General features: G+C 35.9%; 14 protein-coding genes. 13 read left to right on the top strand and 1 reads right to left on the bottom strand.

Annotation, left to right across the window (positions count from 1 at the left end):
* Positions 1 to 330 precede the first annotated feature (330 nt).
* From ACFO3L_RS09910 to ACFO3L_RS09875, 8 genes are all read left to right on the top strand, one after another.
* Complete coding sequence (locus ACFO3L_RS09910) at positions 331 to 1,404, top strand: Gfo/Idh/MocA family protein (protein ID WP_379966791.1); 1,074 nt, start codon at positions 331 to 333, stop codon at positions 1,402 to 1,404.
* 10 nt (positions 1,405 to 1,414) lie between these two features.
* Positions 1,415 to 2,164: a sugar phosphate isomerase/epimerase family protein gene (locus ACFO3L_RS09905; RefSeq protein WP_379966788.1), complete on the top strand. Its 750-nt coding sequence runs from the start codon at positions 1,415 to 1,417 to the stop codon at positions 2,162 to 2,164.
* A complete protein-coding gene (locus tag ACFO3L_RS09900; RefSeq protein ID WP_379966785.1) occupies positions 2,165 to 2,875 on the top strand; it encodes a ThuA domain-containing protein in 711 nt (236 codons plus the stop codon). It abuts the gene before it with no gap.
* Between the two features lie 5 nt (positions 2,876 to 2,880).
* Positions 2,881 to 3,849 carry a sugar phosphate isomerase/epimerase family protein gene (locus ACFO3L_RS09895; protein WP_379966782.1) on the top strand — a complete coding sequence of 323 codons (969 nt, stop codon included), beginning with the start codon at positions 2,881 to 2,883 and terminating at the stop codon, positions 3,847 to 3,849.
* Between the two features lie 23 nt (positions 3,850 to 3,872).
* On the top strand, positions 3,873 to 4,904 hold the full coding sequence (locus ACFO3L_RS09890) for a Gfo/Idh/MocA family protein (RefSeq protein WP_379966779.1): 1,032 nt from the start codon (positions 3,873 to 3,875) through the stop codon (positions 4,902 to 4,904).
* A gap of 946 nt (positions 4,905 to 5,850) precedes the next feature.
* The gene (gene serC / locus ACFO3L_RS09885; protein ID WP_379966776.1) at positions 5,851 to 6,936 is read left to right on the top strand and encodes a 3-phosphoserine/phosphohydroxythreonine transaminase; all 1,086 of its coding nucleotides are present in this window, start codon (positions 5,851 to 5,853) and stop codon (positions 6,934 to 6,936) included.
* Positions 6,937 to 8,133 carry a 3-phosphoglycerate dehydrogenase family protein gene (locus tag ACFO3L_RS09880; RefSeq protein ID WP_379966773.1) on the top strand — a complete coding sequence of 399 codons (1,197 nt, stop codon included), beginning with the start codon at positions 6,937 to 6,939 and terminating at the stop codon, positions 8,131 to 8,133.
* Positions 8,124 to 9,350, top strand: a complete 1,227-nt coding sequence (locus tag ACFO3L_RS09875) for a DUF1015 domain-containing protein (RefSeq protein ID WP_379966770.1) — start codon at positions 8,124 to 8,126, stop codon at positions 9,348 to 9,350. The genes ACFO3L_RS09880 and ACFO3L_RS09875 overlap by 10 nt, the downstream gene beginning before the upstream one ends.
* 48 nt (positions 9,351 to 9,398) lie before the next feature.
* Here ACFO3L_RS09875 and ACFO3L_RS09870 read toward each other — a convergent pair whose 3' ends face one another.
* Positions 9,399 to 10,316 (bottom strand): AraC family transcriptional regulator, encoded by a 918-nt coding sequence (locus tag ACFO3L_RS09870; protein ID WP_379966767.1) that lies wholly within the window; start codon positions 10,314 to 10,316, stop codon positions 9,399 to 9,401.
* Positions 10,317 to 10,434: 118 nt separating this feature from the next.
* On the opposite strand from ACFO3L_RS09870, the gene ACFO3L_RS09865 reads away from it, so the two are divergent.
* The 5 genes from ACFO3L_RS09865 (at position 10,435) to ACFO3L_RS09845 (ending at position 15,206) form a co-directional block, all read left to right on the top strand.
* Positions 10,435 to 11,001 (top strand): sigma-70 family RNA polymerase sigma factor, encoded by a 567-nt coding sequence (locus ACFO3L_RS09865; RefSeq protein ID WP_379966764.1) that lies wholly within the window; start codon positions 10,435 to 10,437, stop codon positions 10,999 to 11,001.
* A complete protein-coding gene (locus ACFO3L_RS09860) occupies positions 10,979 to 11,743 on the top strand; it encodes a hypothetical protein (RefSeq protein ID WP_379966761.1) in 765 nt (254 codons plus the stop codon). Before ACFO3L_RS09865 ends, ACFO3L_RS09860 begins: the two co-directional genes overlap by 23 nt.
* Positions 11,744 to 12,134: 391 nt before the next feature.
* On the top strand, positions 12,135 to 13,454 hold the full coding sequence (locus ACFO3L_RS09855; RefSeq protein ID WP_379966758.1) for an ABC transporter substrate-binding protein: 1,320 nt from the start codon (positions 12,135 to 12,137) through the stop codon (positions 13,452 to 13,454).
* A 70-nt stretch (positions 13,455 to 13,524) separates the two neighbouring features.
* A complete protein-coding gene (locus ACFO3L_RS09850) occupies positions 13,525 to 14,388 on the top strand; it encodes a carbohydrate ABC transporter permease (protein WP_379966755.1) in 864 nt (287 codons plus the stop codon).
* The gene (locus ACFO3L_RS09845) at positions 14,388 to 15,206 is read left to right on the top strand and encodes a carbohydrate ABC transporter permease (protein ID WP_379966752.1); all 819 of its coding nucleotides are present in this window, start codon (positions 14,388 to 14,390) and stop codon (positions 15,204 to 15,206) included. Before ACFO3L_RS09850 ends, ACFO3L_RS09845 begins: the two co-directional genes overlap by 1 nt.
* Positions 15,207 to 15,331 lie beyond the last annotated feature (125 nt).

The following is a 15,331-nucleotide window of genomic DNA, read 5'->3' as shown; positions in this document are numbered from 1 at the left end:
TAATATTTTGTATAGATAATTATTATAGAGGTGTTTATTTAATTAAAAATAAACAATTCTTTTAACTCCTTTCTGTTAGTCTAAATAATTATCAGTACAAACTAATACAATTATACAATCGGATAAAAAATGAAAAATTAAAGGAGTTATTAATTAGAAGACGAAAATTAAATAACTGATTATATTTTATTTTTTATTGTTTCGGCACATTGCACAAAAATGCTGGAAAGCAATATTCGGGAATTTTATAGGTGGAAGGTGGGAAGAATTAATGGAAGCCTTTACTTATAATAGGGTTATCAAATAAAAAGGCTTTCAGGAGGAAAACAAATGACATTAAAAGTTGGAATTATCGGATGTGGCGGAATCGCGAGAGGAAAACATTTACCTTCGCTTGCAAAAATTGAAGAAGTAGAAATCGTTGCTTTTTGTGACATTATCATTGAAAGAGCGGAAGAAGTTCAAGAAACATACGGAACAGAAGATAGTAAAGTGTTTGCTGATTACAAAGAAATGTTAGCTGAAATGGACTTAGATGTTGTTCACGTATGTACTCCAAATATTTCTCATGCTGAAATTTCAATTGCGTCATTAGAAGCTGGTAATCACGTTATGTGTGAAAAACCAATGGCTAAAACATCAGAAGAAGCACGTGCAATGATTGAAGCATCAAAACGCACAGGTAAAAAATTAACGATTGGTTATCAAGGACGTTTCGCAACAGAATCCATTTACTTACATGAAGTTTGTGACGAAGGTGAATTAGGTGAAATTTATTCAGCAAAAGCACATGCTGTTCGTCGTCGTGCGGTACCAACTTGGGGCGTATTCTTAGACGAAGAAGCACAAGGTGGCGGACCACTAATCGATATCGGTACTCACGCATTAGATTTAACTTTATGGATGATGGACAACTACAAACCAAAATATGTTGTTGGAAAAACATACCATGAACTATCACAAACTAAAAATGCCGCAAATGCTTGGGGACCATGGGATCCAGAGAAATTCACGGTTGAAGATTCTGCATTTGGTTTCGTAGTGATGGAAAATGGCGCAACAGTTTACTTAGAAGCAAGCTGGGCGTTAAACTCACTTGATGTGAAAGAATCAAAAACAACGTTATTCGGAACTAAAGGTGGAGCTGATATGAATGATGGCTTAACGATTAACGGTGAATCTCATGGCTTATTATATGAGAAGAAAATTGAATTAGAAACAGGCGGTGTAGCTTTCTACGATGGTGCGGGTACCGATCCAGCAACTTTAGAAGCACGCTCATGGATTGACGCAATCTTAAATGATACAGAGCCAGTTGTAAAACCAGAGCAAGCGCTTGTTGTTACTGAGATTTTAGAAGCAATTTACGAATCTTCTAAAACAAATGCCCCTGTCTTTTTTTAGGAGGCAAAATATGAATCCAAAAATTGCCTTACAATTATGGAGCGTTAAAGAAGATTGTCAAAAAGATTTCAAAAATGCGTTAAAAGAAGTCAAGGAAGCAGGGTATGCCGGTGTTGAATTCGCCGGCTACTATGACATGCCAGCTGAAGAATTAAAAGCCTATTTAGATGAAATCGGCTTAGAAGTCGCAGGTTCACATGTGCCTTATGAGAAATTAGCGAACGATTACGAAGTGACCATTGCTTACGAAAAAGTGATTGGCAATACTCGTGTCGCAGTTCCTTATATGACATTTCCAGGTGACTTTTCTGCTTGGAAACAATTCATTTCTGAATTAAAAGTCTTAAGTGAAAAGCTACAAGCGGAAGGAATGACCCTTTATTACCATAACCATTCGCATGAATTTAAAGAAGTCGAGGGTGTTGACCTACTAGATTACATGGTCAAAGAAGTTCCGGCTTTAAAATTGGAAGTTGATTTATATTGGCTACATGATGCGGAATTACCAGTGAATGAGTGGGTGGATCAACATCAAGCTAACATTGGATTATTCCACGTTAAAGAAATGCAAGAAAACCCAAGAGAAAGTACAGAAATCGGCAAAGGAATTTTACCAATTGTTGATTACGTGAAAAAAGCGCAAGCCTTTGATTTACCATGGTTGATTGTGGAACAAGAAGCGTTCCAAGCATTGACACCGATGGAAGCAGTCAAAGAAGATTACCTCGCTTTAGCTCAAATTATTGAAGGAGTGTCATAAATGATTCAAGTAACCGTGTGGAATGAATTTCGTCATGAAAAAACAAACGAAACCGTTCAAGAAGTATATCCAGATGGGATTCATGGACAATTAGCAAAATTTATCGGAGAAGAGTTCAAGGTAAAAACCGCAACATTAGACGAAGAAGAGCACGGATTAACCGAAGAAGTATTAGCTGAAACCGACGTTCTGATTTGGTGGGGCCACATGGCACACGATGAAGTTCAAGATGAAATCGTTAATCGTGTTCACCAGCGTGTCTTAGAAGGTATGGGATTAATCGTCTTACACTCAGGCCATTTCTCAAAAATTTTCAAAAAATTAATGGGCACAAGTTGTGACTTAAAATGGCGTGAAGACGGTAAACATTGCCGAATTTGGAATGTCAACCCAAGCCATCCAATCGTTGAAGGTGTCGGTGAATTTATCGAATTAGAACAAGAAGAAATGTATGGCGAACACTTTGATATCCCAGCTCCAGATGAGTTAGTGATGATTAGTTGGTTCCCAGGAGGAGAAGTCTTCCGTAGTGGTTGTACGTACCGTCGTGGAAACGGAAAGGTTTTCTATTTCCAACCCGGACATGAAACGTACCCAAGTTATTACAATGAGCAAGTTCAACGTGTGATTAAAAATGGTATTCGTTGGTGTGCACCAACTGAGAATACTTATCCAAGTTACGGACATGCCCAACCAAGAGAGGAGATTTAATTAGTATGAAATTAGGCGTATTTACCCCATTATTTAACCAATTAAGTTTTGAAGAAATGATTGATGCCGTTTCAAAAAAAGGGATTCAAACGGTTGAATTAGGAACAGGTGGAAACCCAGGTAATGCACATATTGATGTTGAAAAATTATTAGTTAGCAGCGATGCTCGTAAAGAATATTTAGCGAAATTAGCTGATAAAGGTTTAGAAATTTCAGCATTTAGTTGCCACAATAACCCCATTTCACCAGTTGCTAAAGAAGCACAAGAATCAGACGAAACGATTCGTAAAACAATTAAGTTAGCAAGCTTAATGAACGTACCGGTTGTTAATGGCTTCTCAGGTGTTTCTGGCGGAAATGCTACAGACACGCAAGTTAACTGGCCAGTATTGCCATGGCCAACAGAATATGCAGATAACTACGATTACCAATGGGAGAAAAAATTAATTCCTTATTGGAAAGGAATTAATACAGAAGCAGAAGCTGCAGGTGTGAAAATTGGTATTGAATTACATGGTGGCTTCTTAGCACACACACCATACACTATGTTGAAATTACGCGATGCTGCAGGTAAAGCAATTGGCTGTAACTTAGATCCAAGTCACTTGTGGTGGCAAGGAATTGATCCAGTTGCGGCAGTTAAAATTCTTGGAAAAGAAAATGCGATCCATCATTTCCATGCCAAAGACACGTATTTAGATCAAGACAACATTAACATGTATGGCTTAACGGATATGCAACCATATGGTGATGTTCAAACACGTGCTTGGACATTCCGTTCAGTTGGATGTGGACATGACTTAAAAGAATGGTCAGATATCATTTCAGCATTACGTTTATATGGTTACGATTACGTTTTAAGTATTGAACATGAAGATCCATTGATGTCTGTTGACGAGGGATTAACTCGCGCAGTAACAAACTTGAAGAGTATTATGATTAAAGACCAACCAACGGACATGTGGTGGGCTTAATAAAATAAAGTGAGGAATAAACGATGCAAAAAGTAAATTTCGCAATTGTCGGATACGGTGGCATGGGTTCATACCATGCACGTACTTTAATTCCAACACAAGCAGAACGTTTAAACATTACAGGTGTTTATGATATTGATGGCGCTCGTTTAGAAGCAGCCAAATCAGAAGGTTTTGAAACATATGATAATTTTGAAGCCATTCTAAATGATGAAGTAGTTGAAGGGATTTTAATTGCAACACCAAATGATAGTCATAAAGAGTTAGCAATTACAGCCATGCGTGCTGGTAAACATGTTTTATGTGAAAAACCAGTTGCGATGAACGTTGAAGAACTCGATGAAATTTTAGCTGTTGCAAAAGAAACAGGAAAAACATTCATGGTTCACCAAAACCGTCGTTGGGATCCAGATTTCCTAATGGTCCGCAACATGTACCAACAAAAACCAATCGGTGAAGTGTTCCAAATTGAATCACGCGTTCAAGGTGCCAATGGTATTCCAGGAGACTGGCGTCACCTTAAAGAACACGGTGGCGGAATGCTTTTAGACTGGGGTGTTCATTTACTTGACCAATTATTGTGGTTAGTTGAAAGCCCAATTAAATCAATGAATGTTGATTTCAGCTATATTTTAGGTGATCCAGTTGACGATGGATTCTTCACTTACATCACTTTTGAAAATGGCGTTCGCGCGATTGTCGAAGTTGGAACAAGTAACTATACGAAATTACCTCGTTGGTACGTTAAAGGAATAGAAGGAACAGCGAAAATTGAAGATTGGGATTTATCAGGTGAAATGATTCGTGCAACCAATGCAGAAGGCGTGAGTGCACCGACACCAATCCAAGCCGGCGTTGGTTTAACCAAAACAATGGCACCACCATCTGAAGAAGCAATGGAAAATATTCCATTACCATCTTCAGAAGCAGACTTCATTCCATTCTACCAAAACGTTTACGAAGTTATCCGTGAAGGCGCAGAACCAATCGTTAAAAACGAAGAAGTCCGCACAGTCCTAGCCCTAATCGATGAAATGTTTAAACAAGAGGCATAAAAAAATTGTTCAGTGATGAGAAATAAGCACGCATCTGGAAATAAAATGGCACTTTCATTTTTTCCAGATTGGCTTATTTCCGAGTCACTGATTTTTTTATACCGTTTATCAAGAGGCTATTTAATAAGCGTTTTGGGATGAGTAATAAGCAAGAAATCTTTTCAAAAGTGTTTTTTACTTTTGGAAGATTTTAGCTTATTACCGAATCCCAGCTTATTCAATACCGTTTAACAAGAGGTTATTTAATAAGCGTTTTGGGATGAGTAATAAGCAAGAAATCTTTTCAAAAGTGTTTTTTACTTTTGGAAGATTTTAGCTTATTACCGAATCCCAGCTTATTCAATACCGTTTATCAAGAGGTTATTTCTTAGAGCGTTATGACATGAGAAATAAAAAAATAGCGTCCGAAAAAATGGTACTTTCATTTTATCGGGCGTCATTTTTTTTCTATCAAAAAACTTTGTGAAAAACATCTTTAACAAAAGAGCTTGGTTAGCGATTCAAAAGTGTTTTTTTATCGCTTATTTTTAGGACGAAAAAAGGAAGCACTCAGTTATTCGAATCAAACGATGCGAAGTGAAAAGAGCCTTGTCTATGTATCTGACTGATGAGGGATCCCAAATTTGGCCGATGAGTTCGGTTTTTCCTATAATATTTTGATGAATCATTGGTGGATTATCCGTGATTGAACAAAAATGCATTTGTCGAAAAATCAGCCCCAAAATACGTGCGATAAGAAAATTGTGATTATATTAAAAAAATTCAGAATTTTTTTGTTATTTGCTTTTTACAATCAATAACCGAATATTCACAATGAAAACCCTTCAACGAATAAAATAACACGAACGTTATTCCTTTTTAAGACAAAAATGATTGTTTTTAGTTTGTAAAAAGCTGAAACTTTGCTATAATTAGCGATACAACTTATAAAAGGAGAGAATGCAACATGACAGTTTACAACTTTTCAGCAGGTCCCGCAATTTTACCGAAACCAGTATTGGAAAAAGCTCAAAAAGAATTTTTGGATTATAACGGGAGCCAGTTGTCCGTAATGGAAATGAGTCATCGTTCCTCCTTGTACGAAAGCATTATTAATGAAGCAGAAGCTCGATTAAGAAAACTAATGGGGATTCCTGAAAATTACCACGTTTTATTTTTACAAGGGGGCGCGAGTCTACAATTTTCGATGTTACCGTTGAATTTAGCCGTGGGTAAAAAAGCATTATACGTGAATACGGGTACTTGGGCGAAAAAAGCGATTGAAGCGGCACAAAGTGTACCTGGTGTGGAAGTCGAAGTAATTGCTTCAAGTGCAGATAAAAACTACACATATGTACCAAAAATAACAAAAGAGATGGTCGATCAAGACGCGGCTTATTTACATATTACAACCAATGAAACCATTGGGGGCATTGCCTTTCAAGAGATTCCAGATGTGGGAGCGGTTCCGATTATTGCCGATATGTCCTCAAATATTCTATCAAATGACTATAAAGTAACCGATTTTGGTATGATTTATGCAGGTGCACAAAAAAATATTGGCCCTTCAGGTGTGACGGTCGTGATTATTCGTGACGATTTATTAAATGACGAGCCGGTTTTTGCGCCAATGCTTGATTACCGTGTCCAAACCGATAATAAATCAATGTATAACACTCCTGCAACGTATGGCATTTATATTGCCAAATTAGTTTTTGAATGGTTAGAAGATTTAGGTGGCGTTCCAGCAATTTTAAAGGCCAATCAAGAAAAAGCCCAATTAATTTACGATGCGATTGATTCATCAGCCATTTTTTCAAGTCCAATTGCTAAAGAAGATCGCTCAATTAATAATATTCCTTTTGTCACAGGTAATGAAGAATGGGATAAAGAGTTCAATAAATTGGCAGTTGAAGCCAATATGCAAAACTTAAAAGGTCACCGTAGTGTTGGTGGTATGCGTGCGAGCTTATACAATGCTTTTCCTAAAGAGGGCGTCTTAGCATTAGTTAATTTAATGAAAAAATTTGAAGAAGAAAAGGCGGTAAAGTAAATGTTCCAAATTAAAACATTTAATGCGATTGCGACTGAGGGTTTGAATCGTTTCGAAAGCGAAAATTATGGCATCAATGAAGAAAATCAAGAGCCTCATGGTATTTTATTACGTAGTCAAAAGCTGCATGACTATGCCTTTCCAGAGAGTGTTTTAGGAGTTGCTCGTGCAGGAGCCGGTACTAATAATATCCCAGTTGAAGATTTAACAAAAAAAGGCGTTGTTGTGTTTAATACGCCTGGTGCCAATGCCAATGCTGTGAAAGAATTGGTTGTTGCAAGTTTATTATTAAGTGTGCGTCCAATTTTACAAGGGGCAAACTGGGTTCAACAATTAGAAGGCGATAATTTAGAAGAAATTGCGGAAGCAAATAAAAAACAATTTGCCGGTACGGAACTGGAAGGCAAACGTCTTGGCGTAATTGGCTTAGGTTCAATTGGTGCGATGATTGCAAATGATGCTTACCGTTTAGGCATGGAAGTGATGGGATATGATCCATATGTTTCTGTGGATACTGCTTGGACTATTTCTCGTCGAGTGAAGCGTGCGCAACAAATTGAAGAAGTTTTCCGTACGTGTGATTTCATCACAGTTCACGTGCCATTGAATGATGCAACAAATAACATGATTAGCGAAAAAGAAATTGCGATGATGAAAACAACTGCCAAATTATTTAACTTTTCTCGTGGAGAAATTGTAGATACTCAAGCGGTTTTAAAAGCGATTGAAGCCGATGAGTTAGCTGGATTTACCACTGATTTTGCGGATGCGAAGTTATTAAATAACCCTAAAATTTTAGTTTTACCACATTTAGGAGCTTCAACTGAGGAAGCGGAAGTAAACTGTGCTAAAATGGCAGCACGTACATTGAAACGCTTTTTAGAAACAGGCGCGATTAAACGTTCCGTCAACTTCCCAACTGTTGAAATGGAATTTCATTCACCGTATCGTTTAACAATTGTTCATTACAACAAGCCAAATGTTCTAGGGCGTATTTCAACTGAAATTGCCTCACTGGGAATTAACATTGATAATATGGTTAATCGCGGGCGTGGCGATTATGCCTATACGCTCGTTGATGTTAGTGAAACAGATGACTTGAAAATGCAACGAGTGAAACGCCACTTGGAACAAAAAGAGAACTTAATTCGTGTACGAACAATTAAAAATTCGGAGGTTTTTAACGAATGGTCTTAGTCAAAGCGTTTAAGGGGATCCGCCCTAAATCAGAGTTAGCAGCTAAAATCGCTGAATTGCCATATGATGTGGTGAATTCTCAAGAAGCAAAAGAATTGGCTCAAAATAATCCGTATAGTTATTTCCATATTGATAAGGCCGAAATTGATATGCCAGAAACAATGTCACAATATGATGAAGCCGTCTACCAAAAAGCGGGCGACAACTTAGCTGATTTTTTAGATAAAGGTTGGTTAGTCAAAGACAATCATCCAAACTTTTATTTATATCAACTAACGATGAATGGTCGTAGTCAAACAGGAATCGTAGCTTGTACATCAATTGATGATTACATGGCAGGTAAAATCAAAAAACACGAATTTACCCGTTATGAAAAGGAAATTGATCGAATTAATCACATGAAAGCTTGTGATGCCAACACAAGTCCCATCTTTTTAACATACAAAAATCAAGCTGAAATCCAAGAAATTGTTGAAAACTGGAAACGGACGCATGGAACTTTGTATGATTTTACGAGTTATCATGATGTTTCACATCAAGTTTGGTTAATTGATGATGAAAAAACAACAGAGCATCTAAGTAATCTATTTGAAGGTGTCGATGCTTTATATATCGCTGATGGTCACCACCGTAGCGAGTCAGCGGTTAAAGTTGGCGTTGAAAAGCGTGAAAATCAAACGAATAGTCCAGAAAGTGACTATTTCTTATCGATTTTATTCCCAGCGGATGAATTAGCTATTTTAGAGTATAACCGTGTTTTAAATGTTCCAGTACCAGAAAACTTTTTAGACATTTTAGCGCAACAATTTGAAATCGAAAAAACAACAAAAAACACATCAGAAAATCCACGTGAAATCCAAATGTATTTGGATAATCAATGGTATACGTTGACGATTCCAGATGATAAAATTTCATCTGATATCGTTGAAAGTTTAGATGTTTCTTATTTACAAAAACATGTTTTTGAAGCGATTTTTAATATCATGGATATCCGTAGTGATAAACGTATTGACTTCGTAGGTGGTATTCGTGGTTCAAAAGAGCTTGAAAAAATGATTGCAACAGATGATTGGAACTTAGCATTTGCGATGTATCCAACACAAATGAGCGACTTATTAGCTGTCGCTGATGCGGGGCAAATTATGCCACCAAAATCGACTTGGTTTGAGCCAAAACTATTAAGTGGCCTATTCTTACATGATTTAGAAACAAAATAAAAGCAATAAGACCATCAAATCACCCAATTATCGGGGGAGTTGATGGTCTTATTTTTCGATAAAGACGTTTTTCAAGTAATGTTGTTGGCGATAATTTTTGGGAGAAAGACCCATCGTGCGTTTGAAAATTCGTGAAAAATAATAAGGATCACTATAACTGACTTTACGGGCGATTTCGTAAATTTTTAAATCGGTTAGTTCTAAATACTTAGCTACTTGTTCCATCTTCAGTTGGATGAAAAATTGAATCGGTGATTTCTCAGTATATTGTTGGAAGATATGATTCAAGTAACTGGGTGAAATTTTTAAATAATCGGCGAAAGATTCGAGTGAAATTTCCTCGTCCAGATGCTCATTCATATAGTGAATACAACGCGTTAAATACTGATTTTTTTTATCATAAGAGGCACCGTCTTCAAGTAAATAAGCTTCAGTTAAAATCAGTAAAAGCAACTGAGAAAGACAAATCATATTGCCAATCGAGTAATTCTTTTCGGCAATTTGGAATAAATCAATCAGATGACTTTGCAATAAATAATTTTTTTCAGGTGAAGAAAAGTCCATTAATTTTAATTCGTCAATTGGAAAATGAATCGCTTGTGTCGTATTAAAATGAATCCAAATAATGGACCATGGATTTTCTTCTTTTGCATAATAGCGGTGAAAGGTTTGTTTAGGAATACAAATAAAATTTCCGCGTGCGAGATGTGTAATTTGCTGATTGGGAAATTCAATCGTACCTTCGCCATCTAAACAGTAAATTAGAATCGTTTCATTACTACCTTCAAAGCGTTCACAAAAATGATATTTGGCAGAGGGATAAAATCCCAACTCAGTAATATACGTATGTTGGACAAGCGGGTGGTTTAAGTACAAAGGTAAATTCGTCGATGGTAAGGCAATGTAACGCTGATCTTTGAAACCTTCTTGTTTTTTGATGTTTGGCAGGTGTATCCCTCCTTGCATTGATTATAAAAGTTTAGTGTAAAAAAAGTCCATCTTTTTAAAATTAAAACATAAAAATTCTTTTTTGGATAGATTCCACGAGATGCAATCGTATATAGTATTAGAAGGGGGTGCTGTGATGGAAGATCAAGTAAATGAAATTATTGAACGCTTAAAAGCAAAAGACTTCATTGGCTTGGAATTACTAATTGAACATTTTAGTTTTAATATTATTTCGGCGATTCATCAAATTCTCAATCGCCCAGAAGATAAAGCGCTGGTTGATGATGTCGCCAATGAAACCTTTTATAAAATATGGAAAAATGCTCAGTATTATTCGGCGGAGAAAAGTAGCTTTCATACGTGGATTAGTGTTATTGCTAAACGAACGGCTTTAGACTACAAGAAAAAAGATATTAAACACCAGCACCTAATACCATTAGAAGAAAAACAGGCAGAATTAGCTGCTGAAGAAAACACAGCATTTGAGCAAGAAAACTTTATGACATTAATTGATGAACTCAAAGAAGAAGATCAAATAATTTTCCTTAGTTACTATTATTATAATGAAGAGCCAAAACAAATTGCTGAAAATTTAAATTTAACGACAGAAATCATTTATAATCGCTTGTCGCGTGGGAAAAAGAAACTTAGGGAACATCTATTGAAAGGAGGAAAAACGCATGACGATTCGGAATATTTTTAAACAAAGCATATCCGATTTAAACAAACCAAATGAAAAACAAATGCCAAAAGAAGATTTGACGTCCAACGAGAAGAAGCAGTTATTTTTACGAACAAAAATGTACGTAATTCTTCAAGAAATAATGGAAGAACTCAGTCAAAATTTTGAGGAAAATGAAGCGATTGCCGGTTACTTGGCGTTTAGTAATGAAGAAAATTCCACATCTGGTACGATGGGCTGGGCAGGAATGATGCAAGTCACAACCCCTAGAGGGCGGGATTATTTGAATACATTTCATGAGTTAAGAGGGCATCGTTTACTCGTTTTTACGAACAAAAAAATGTACTTCATGGTCGTGCTTGAGTTTATTGAAAAAAATTTATTTTATACTTACGATTATAATACGATAAAAAAAATTAAATTTAAAAAGAGTCAAACAAGCTATCGTGAATGGCGCTCGATCGGACGTTTTGAAAAAGAAGAGAGCATTCACTACACGTTAGATTTTCAAGCCGGAAATCGGATATTCACCGAGATTTTAACGGAAAAAGACGGCGAGGCATTCCTTGAACTACATGAAAAAATTCCAGCCTTGAATGCAATTGAATTAACGAACAAGGCAACAAGGAATTCATTTTTATCATATGTATTTAGTAATATAAATTTTAGTGTTAAGACTGTAACGATTTTATCGTGGCTATTTTTTGGGGCGTTATTCTTATACTTTGTTTATGTGGCGATGATGATTTATTTCTACCCATAAACAATGAAAATAACTGATTTAAGCAATTTATATAGAATATCAGATAGGAGCTTCAACACCTTGGATTTATTTTTCGGATGTTGTTTTAAGTGAAAATGGGCTCAAAATAATGAACGTTAATCAAAAAGATGAGACTTTTTGATTAACGTTATTTTTAAATAATACAATCGCTTAATCTTCCTGAAATTATTCGATTAAGTGATTGTTATTTGATTATTTGTGGAACCGGTTGCGTTGAAGAGGGAATACAGTAAATAAGGAATTTAAATGTATTTTAAAAAATATCCTTTATAGATATAAAATATAAAACTTAAAAATTTATATTGAAATCGCTTGCTTTTTACCGCAATCGGTTGTATAATAGACTTATCAAAGAAAAGGGGGCTTTAAAATGATAAATAAACGAATGAAAAAATGGGGAACAGGATTTTTAACAGCAGGCTTACTTTTAACATTGGCAGCTTGTGGCAATGCAGCCGAGCAAGGTGACGGAGGTAAAACGCCAGACAGTGGTTCAGAAGCAGGGGCAGTTGAAATTGATATTTTCCAATTTAAAGTCGAGTTTAAAGATCAATTTGAAGCGTTAGCAAAAAAATATGAAGAAGCCAATGAAGGTGTTAAAATCAACATTGAAACCGTTGGTGGTGGTTCTGACTACGGTGCAGCTTTAAAATCTAAATTCTTATCAGGTAATGAACCAGATATTTATAATATTGGTGGACCAGAAGATGTTAATATGTGGCAAGAAAACTTAATTGATTTAAGTGATACAAAAGCTGCTGGTGAAGCATTAGAAGGTACATTAACTGGCGCAACGAAAGATGGAAAAGTTTTAGGATTACCATATAACATCGAAGGATATGGTGTCATCTATAATAAAGAAATTTTTGAAAAAGCAGGCATTGATGCAACAGCAATTAAAACATTAACAGATTTAGAAAATGCAGCAAAAACTTTAGATAGTAAGAAGGAAGAATTAGGTTTAGAGGCACCATTTGCTTTAGCAGCTAAAGAATTATGGATTACAGGACTTCATTCAGGTAATGCGTTCTTAAATGCTGAGTTTGATAATGACGTGATGAAAGCATTTGAATCAAAAACAGTTGAATTCAAATACAGCGATCAATTCAAGAAATATATTGATATTAGTAACGAATACTCTGTGCAACCAACGAATAGTTTAGACTACTCACAACAAATTGAACAATTATTCTCAAATGGAAAAGTTGCGATGACACAACAAGGAAACTGGGTATATCCAACAATTGCAGATATTAATCCAGAGTTAGCTGAAAACATCGGTATTTTACCAATTCCAATTGATGGCGTAACGGAAGGAACAATCCCAGTTGGCGTGCCAATGTATTGGGGCGTAAATCCAAATGGTTCTGAAGAAGAAATCCAAGCTTCAAAAGATTTCTTAGATTACTTATACACTTCAGAAGAAGGTAAACAAATTGTTTTAGAAGAATTCAAATTCGTTCCTGCATACAAAGGCTACGATACAGATAAAATTTCTGATCCATTATCTAAAGATGTATACACATACTATACAGAAGGCAAAACAACTGGTTGGGTATTCATGGGCTATCCTGCAGGTTGGGGAGAGCAAACTTTAGGTGCTGAAATCCAAAAATATGTAGCAAAAGATGCAACATGGGAAGAAGCAATGCAATCAGCTAAAGACAAATGGGCTGAAGAAAGAAAATAATACATGCGGAAGTAAGAGAGAGCTTTTCGCTTTCTCTTCTTCTTTTAAAAGATAAGCAGGGGGGATTTTGATGACACATCAAAAGAAAACGTGGTTCTATATGTTTTCCGCGCCAGTAGTAATTGCGCTCATTTTAGTCGTGATACTTCCATTTTTCTATGGAATTTATTATTCATTCACAGAATGGAATGGCGTTTCAAAAGAGATATTTGTCGGTATGAGCAATTATATTAAATTGATGCAAGACCAAGAATTCTGGTCAGCAATGTGGTTTACAGTCAAGTTTTCAGCAGTGACAATTGTTTTAATTAACGTCATTGGATTAGGTTTGGCACTGTTAGTTACCAATAAGTTTAAAGGGGCAAACTTATTACGTACAATCTTTTTCATGCCGAACTTAATTGGTGGGCTTATCCTAGGTTTCATTTGGCAATTTATTTTTATCAATGCTTTTTCTGCTTTAAGTGAAATTTTTAATTCACCTGGATTAAAAACATGGCTTTCGACAACTGAAACTGGTTTTTGGGCAATGGTTATCGTTATGTGTTGGCAAATGTCAGGTTATGTCATGGTTATTTACATCTCTTATTTACAAGGGGTCGATGAATCATTATTGGAAGCTTCTGATTTAGACGGTGCTACTGATTTCCAAAAATTTTGGTTTGTTAAATTCCCGTTAATCATGCCAGGATTTACCGTTAGTTTGTTTATGACGTTGTCTAACGCTTTTAAACTGTACGATCAAAACTTGTCTTTAACAAATGGTGGACCTTATAAGTCAACGCAAATGATTTCGATGAATATCTACAATACGGCTTTTGTGGAAAATAAAATGGGCTATGCACAAGGAAAAGCAGTCATTTTCTTCTTATGTGTGGCAATCATTTCCCTAACACAAGTTTATGTCACAAAACGAAAAGAGGTTGAAGCATAATGAAACAAGGATCAAAACAGATAGGAAAAGCCTTTCTTGGGCTAGCATTAGGTCTAGTATGGTTGATTCCTTTTTACTTAATGCTAACCAACTCTTTTAAAACCAAACAAGAGATTTTTACCAATCCGCTAAAAATTCCGCAAAATTTTACGTTAGAAAATTATCCGGAAGCATTCGCTCAATTAGATTTTATGAAAACATTAGCCAATTCATTAATCATTACAGTCGTTTCAGTTGTGATTATTATTGTTTTCTCGGCAATGGCAGCTTATGCACTTGAGCGTGTGAAATCAAAATTGAGTATTGTTATTTTTATGACATTTGTTGCTGCGATGCTTGTACCTTTCCAATCGGTGATGATTCCGTTAATTACCATTTTTGGTAAAGCACAAATGCTAAATCAAGTCGGTATCATTTTTATGTACCTTGGCTTTGGCGGAAGTATGTCAATCTTCTTATACCATGGAGCCATGAAATCGATTCCTCGAGCACTTGATGAAGCAGCAATTATTGATGGCGCCAATCGTTGGCAATTGTTCTGGAGAGTTATTTTCCCGATGTTAAAACCAACGACAGTAACGGTGGCGGTATTAAATACAATGTGGATTTGGAATGACTACCTATTACCATCGTTAGTTATTAACTCACCAACGACACAAACCATTCCATTGAAAATGTTCTTTTTCTTTGGACAATATACCAAACAATGGCATTTAGCGTTAGCTGGATTAGTGATTGCCATTTTACCGGTAATCATTTTTTACTTCTTCATGCAAAAACAAATTATTAAAGGCGTTTCTGACGGCGCTGTTAAATAAGAAAAATAGGTTGTACGTCAAATAGTGTTGATGGACCCAAAATGAGTAAAAATAATCGTCAGAATCGGTAGAGAAAATTGTTTCTCTATCGATTTTTTTGATATTAGAAAAGAGGGGGCGGAGCC

The sequence above is a fragment of the Enterococcus eurekensis genome (assembly GCF_042654605.1).
GTDB lineage: Bacteria > Bacillota > Bacilli > Lactobacillales > Enterococcaceae > Enterococcus_I > Enterococcus_I eurekensis.
This window is presented reverse-complemented; position numbering and strand designations above follow the sequence as displayed.

Excerpts from the sequence above, each read along its gene's own strand:
- ACFO3L_RS09910 (WP_379966791.1), top strand. The coding sequence starts at position 331 with ATGACATTAAAAGTTGGAATTATCGGATGTGGCGGAATCGCGAGAGGA.
- ACFO3L_RS09905 (WP_379966788.1), top strand. The coding sequence starts at position 1,415 with ATGAATCCAAAAATTGCCTTACAATTATGGAGCGTTAAAGAAGATTGT.
- ACFO3L_RS09900 (WP_379966785.1), top strand. The coding sequence starts at position 2,165 with ATGATTCAAGTAACCGTGTGGAATGAATTTCGTCATGAAAAAACAAAC.
- ACFO3L_RS09895 (WP_379966782.1), top strand. The coding sequence starts at position 2,881 with ATGAAATTAGGCGTATTTACCCCATTATTTAACCAATTAAGTTTTGAA.
- ACFO3L_RS09890 (WP_379966779.1), top strand. The coding sequence starts at position 3,873 with ATGCAAAAAGTAAATTTCGCAATTGTCGGATACGGTGGCATGGGTTCA.
- serC (WP_379966776.1), top strand. The coding sequence starts at position 5,851 with ATGACAGTTTACAACTTTTCAGCAGGTCCCGCAATTTTACCGAAACCA.
- ACFO3L_RS09880 (WP_379966773.1), top strand. The coding sequence starts at position 6,937 with ATGTTCCAAATTAAAACATTTAATGCGATTGCGACTGAGGGTTTGAAT.
- ACFO3L_RS09875 (WP_379966770.1), top strand. The coding sequence starts at position 8,124 with ATGGTCTTAGTCAAAGCGTTTAAGGGGATCCGCCCTAAATCAGAGTTA.
- ACFO3L_RS09870 (WP_379966767.1), bottom strand. The coding sequence starts at position 10,316 with ATGCAAGGAGGGATACACCTGCCAAACATCAAAAAACAAGAAGGTTTC.
- ACFO3L_RS09865 (WP_379966764.1), top strand. The coding sequence starts at position 10,435 with ATGGAAGATCAAGTAAATGAAATTATTGAACGCTTAAAAGCAAAAGAC.
- ACFO3L_RS09860 (WP_379966761.1), top strand. The coding sequence starts at position 10,979 with ATGACGATTCGGAATATTTTTAAACAAAGCATATCCGATTTAAACAAA.
- ACFO3L_RS09855 (WP_379966758.1), top strand. The coding sequence starts at position 12,135 with ATGATAAATAAACGAATGAAAAAATGGGGAACAGGATTTTTAACAGCA.
- ACFO3L_RS09850 (WP_379966755.1), top strand. The coding sequence starts at position 13,525 with ATGACACATCAAAAGAAAACGTGGTTCTATATGTTTTCCGCGCCAGTA.
- ACFO3L_RS09845 (WP_379966752.1), top strand. The coding sequence starts at position 14,388 with ATGAAACAAGGATCAAAACAGATAGGAAAAGCCTTTCTTGGGCTAGCA.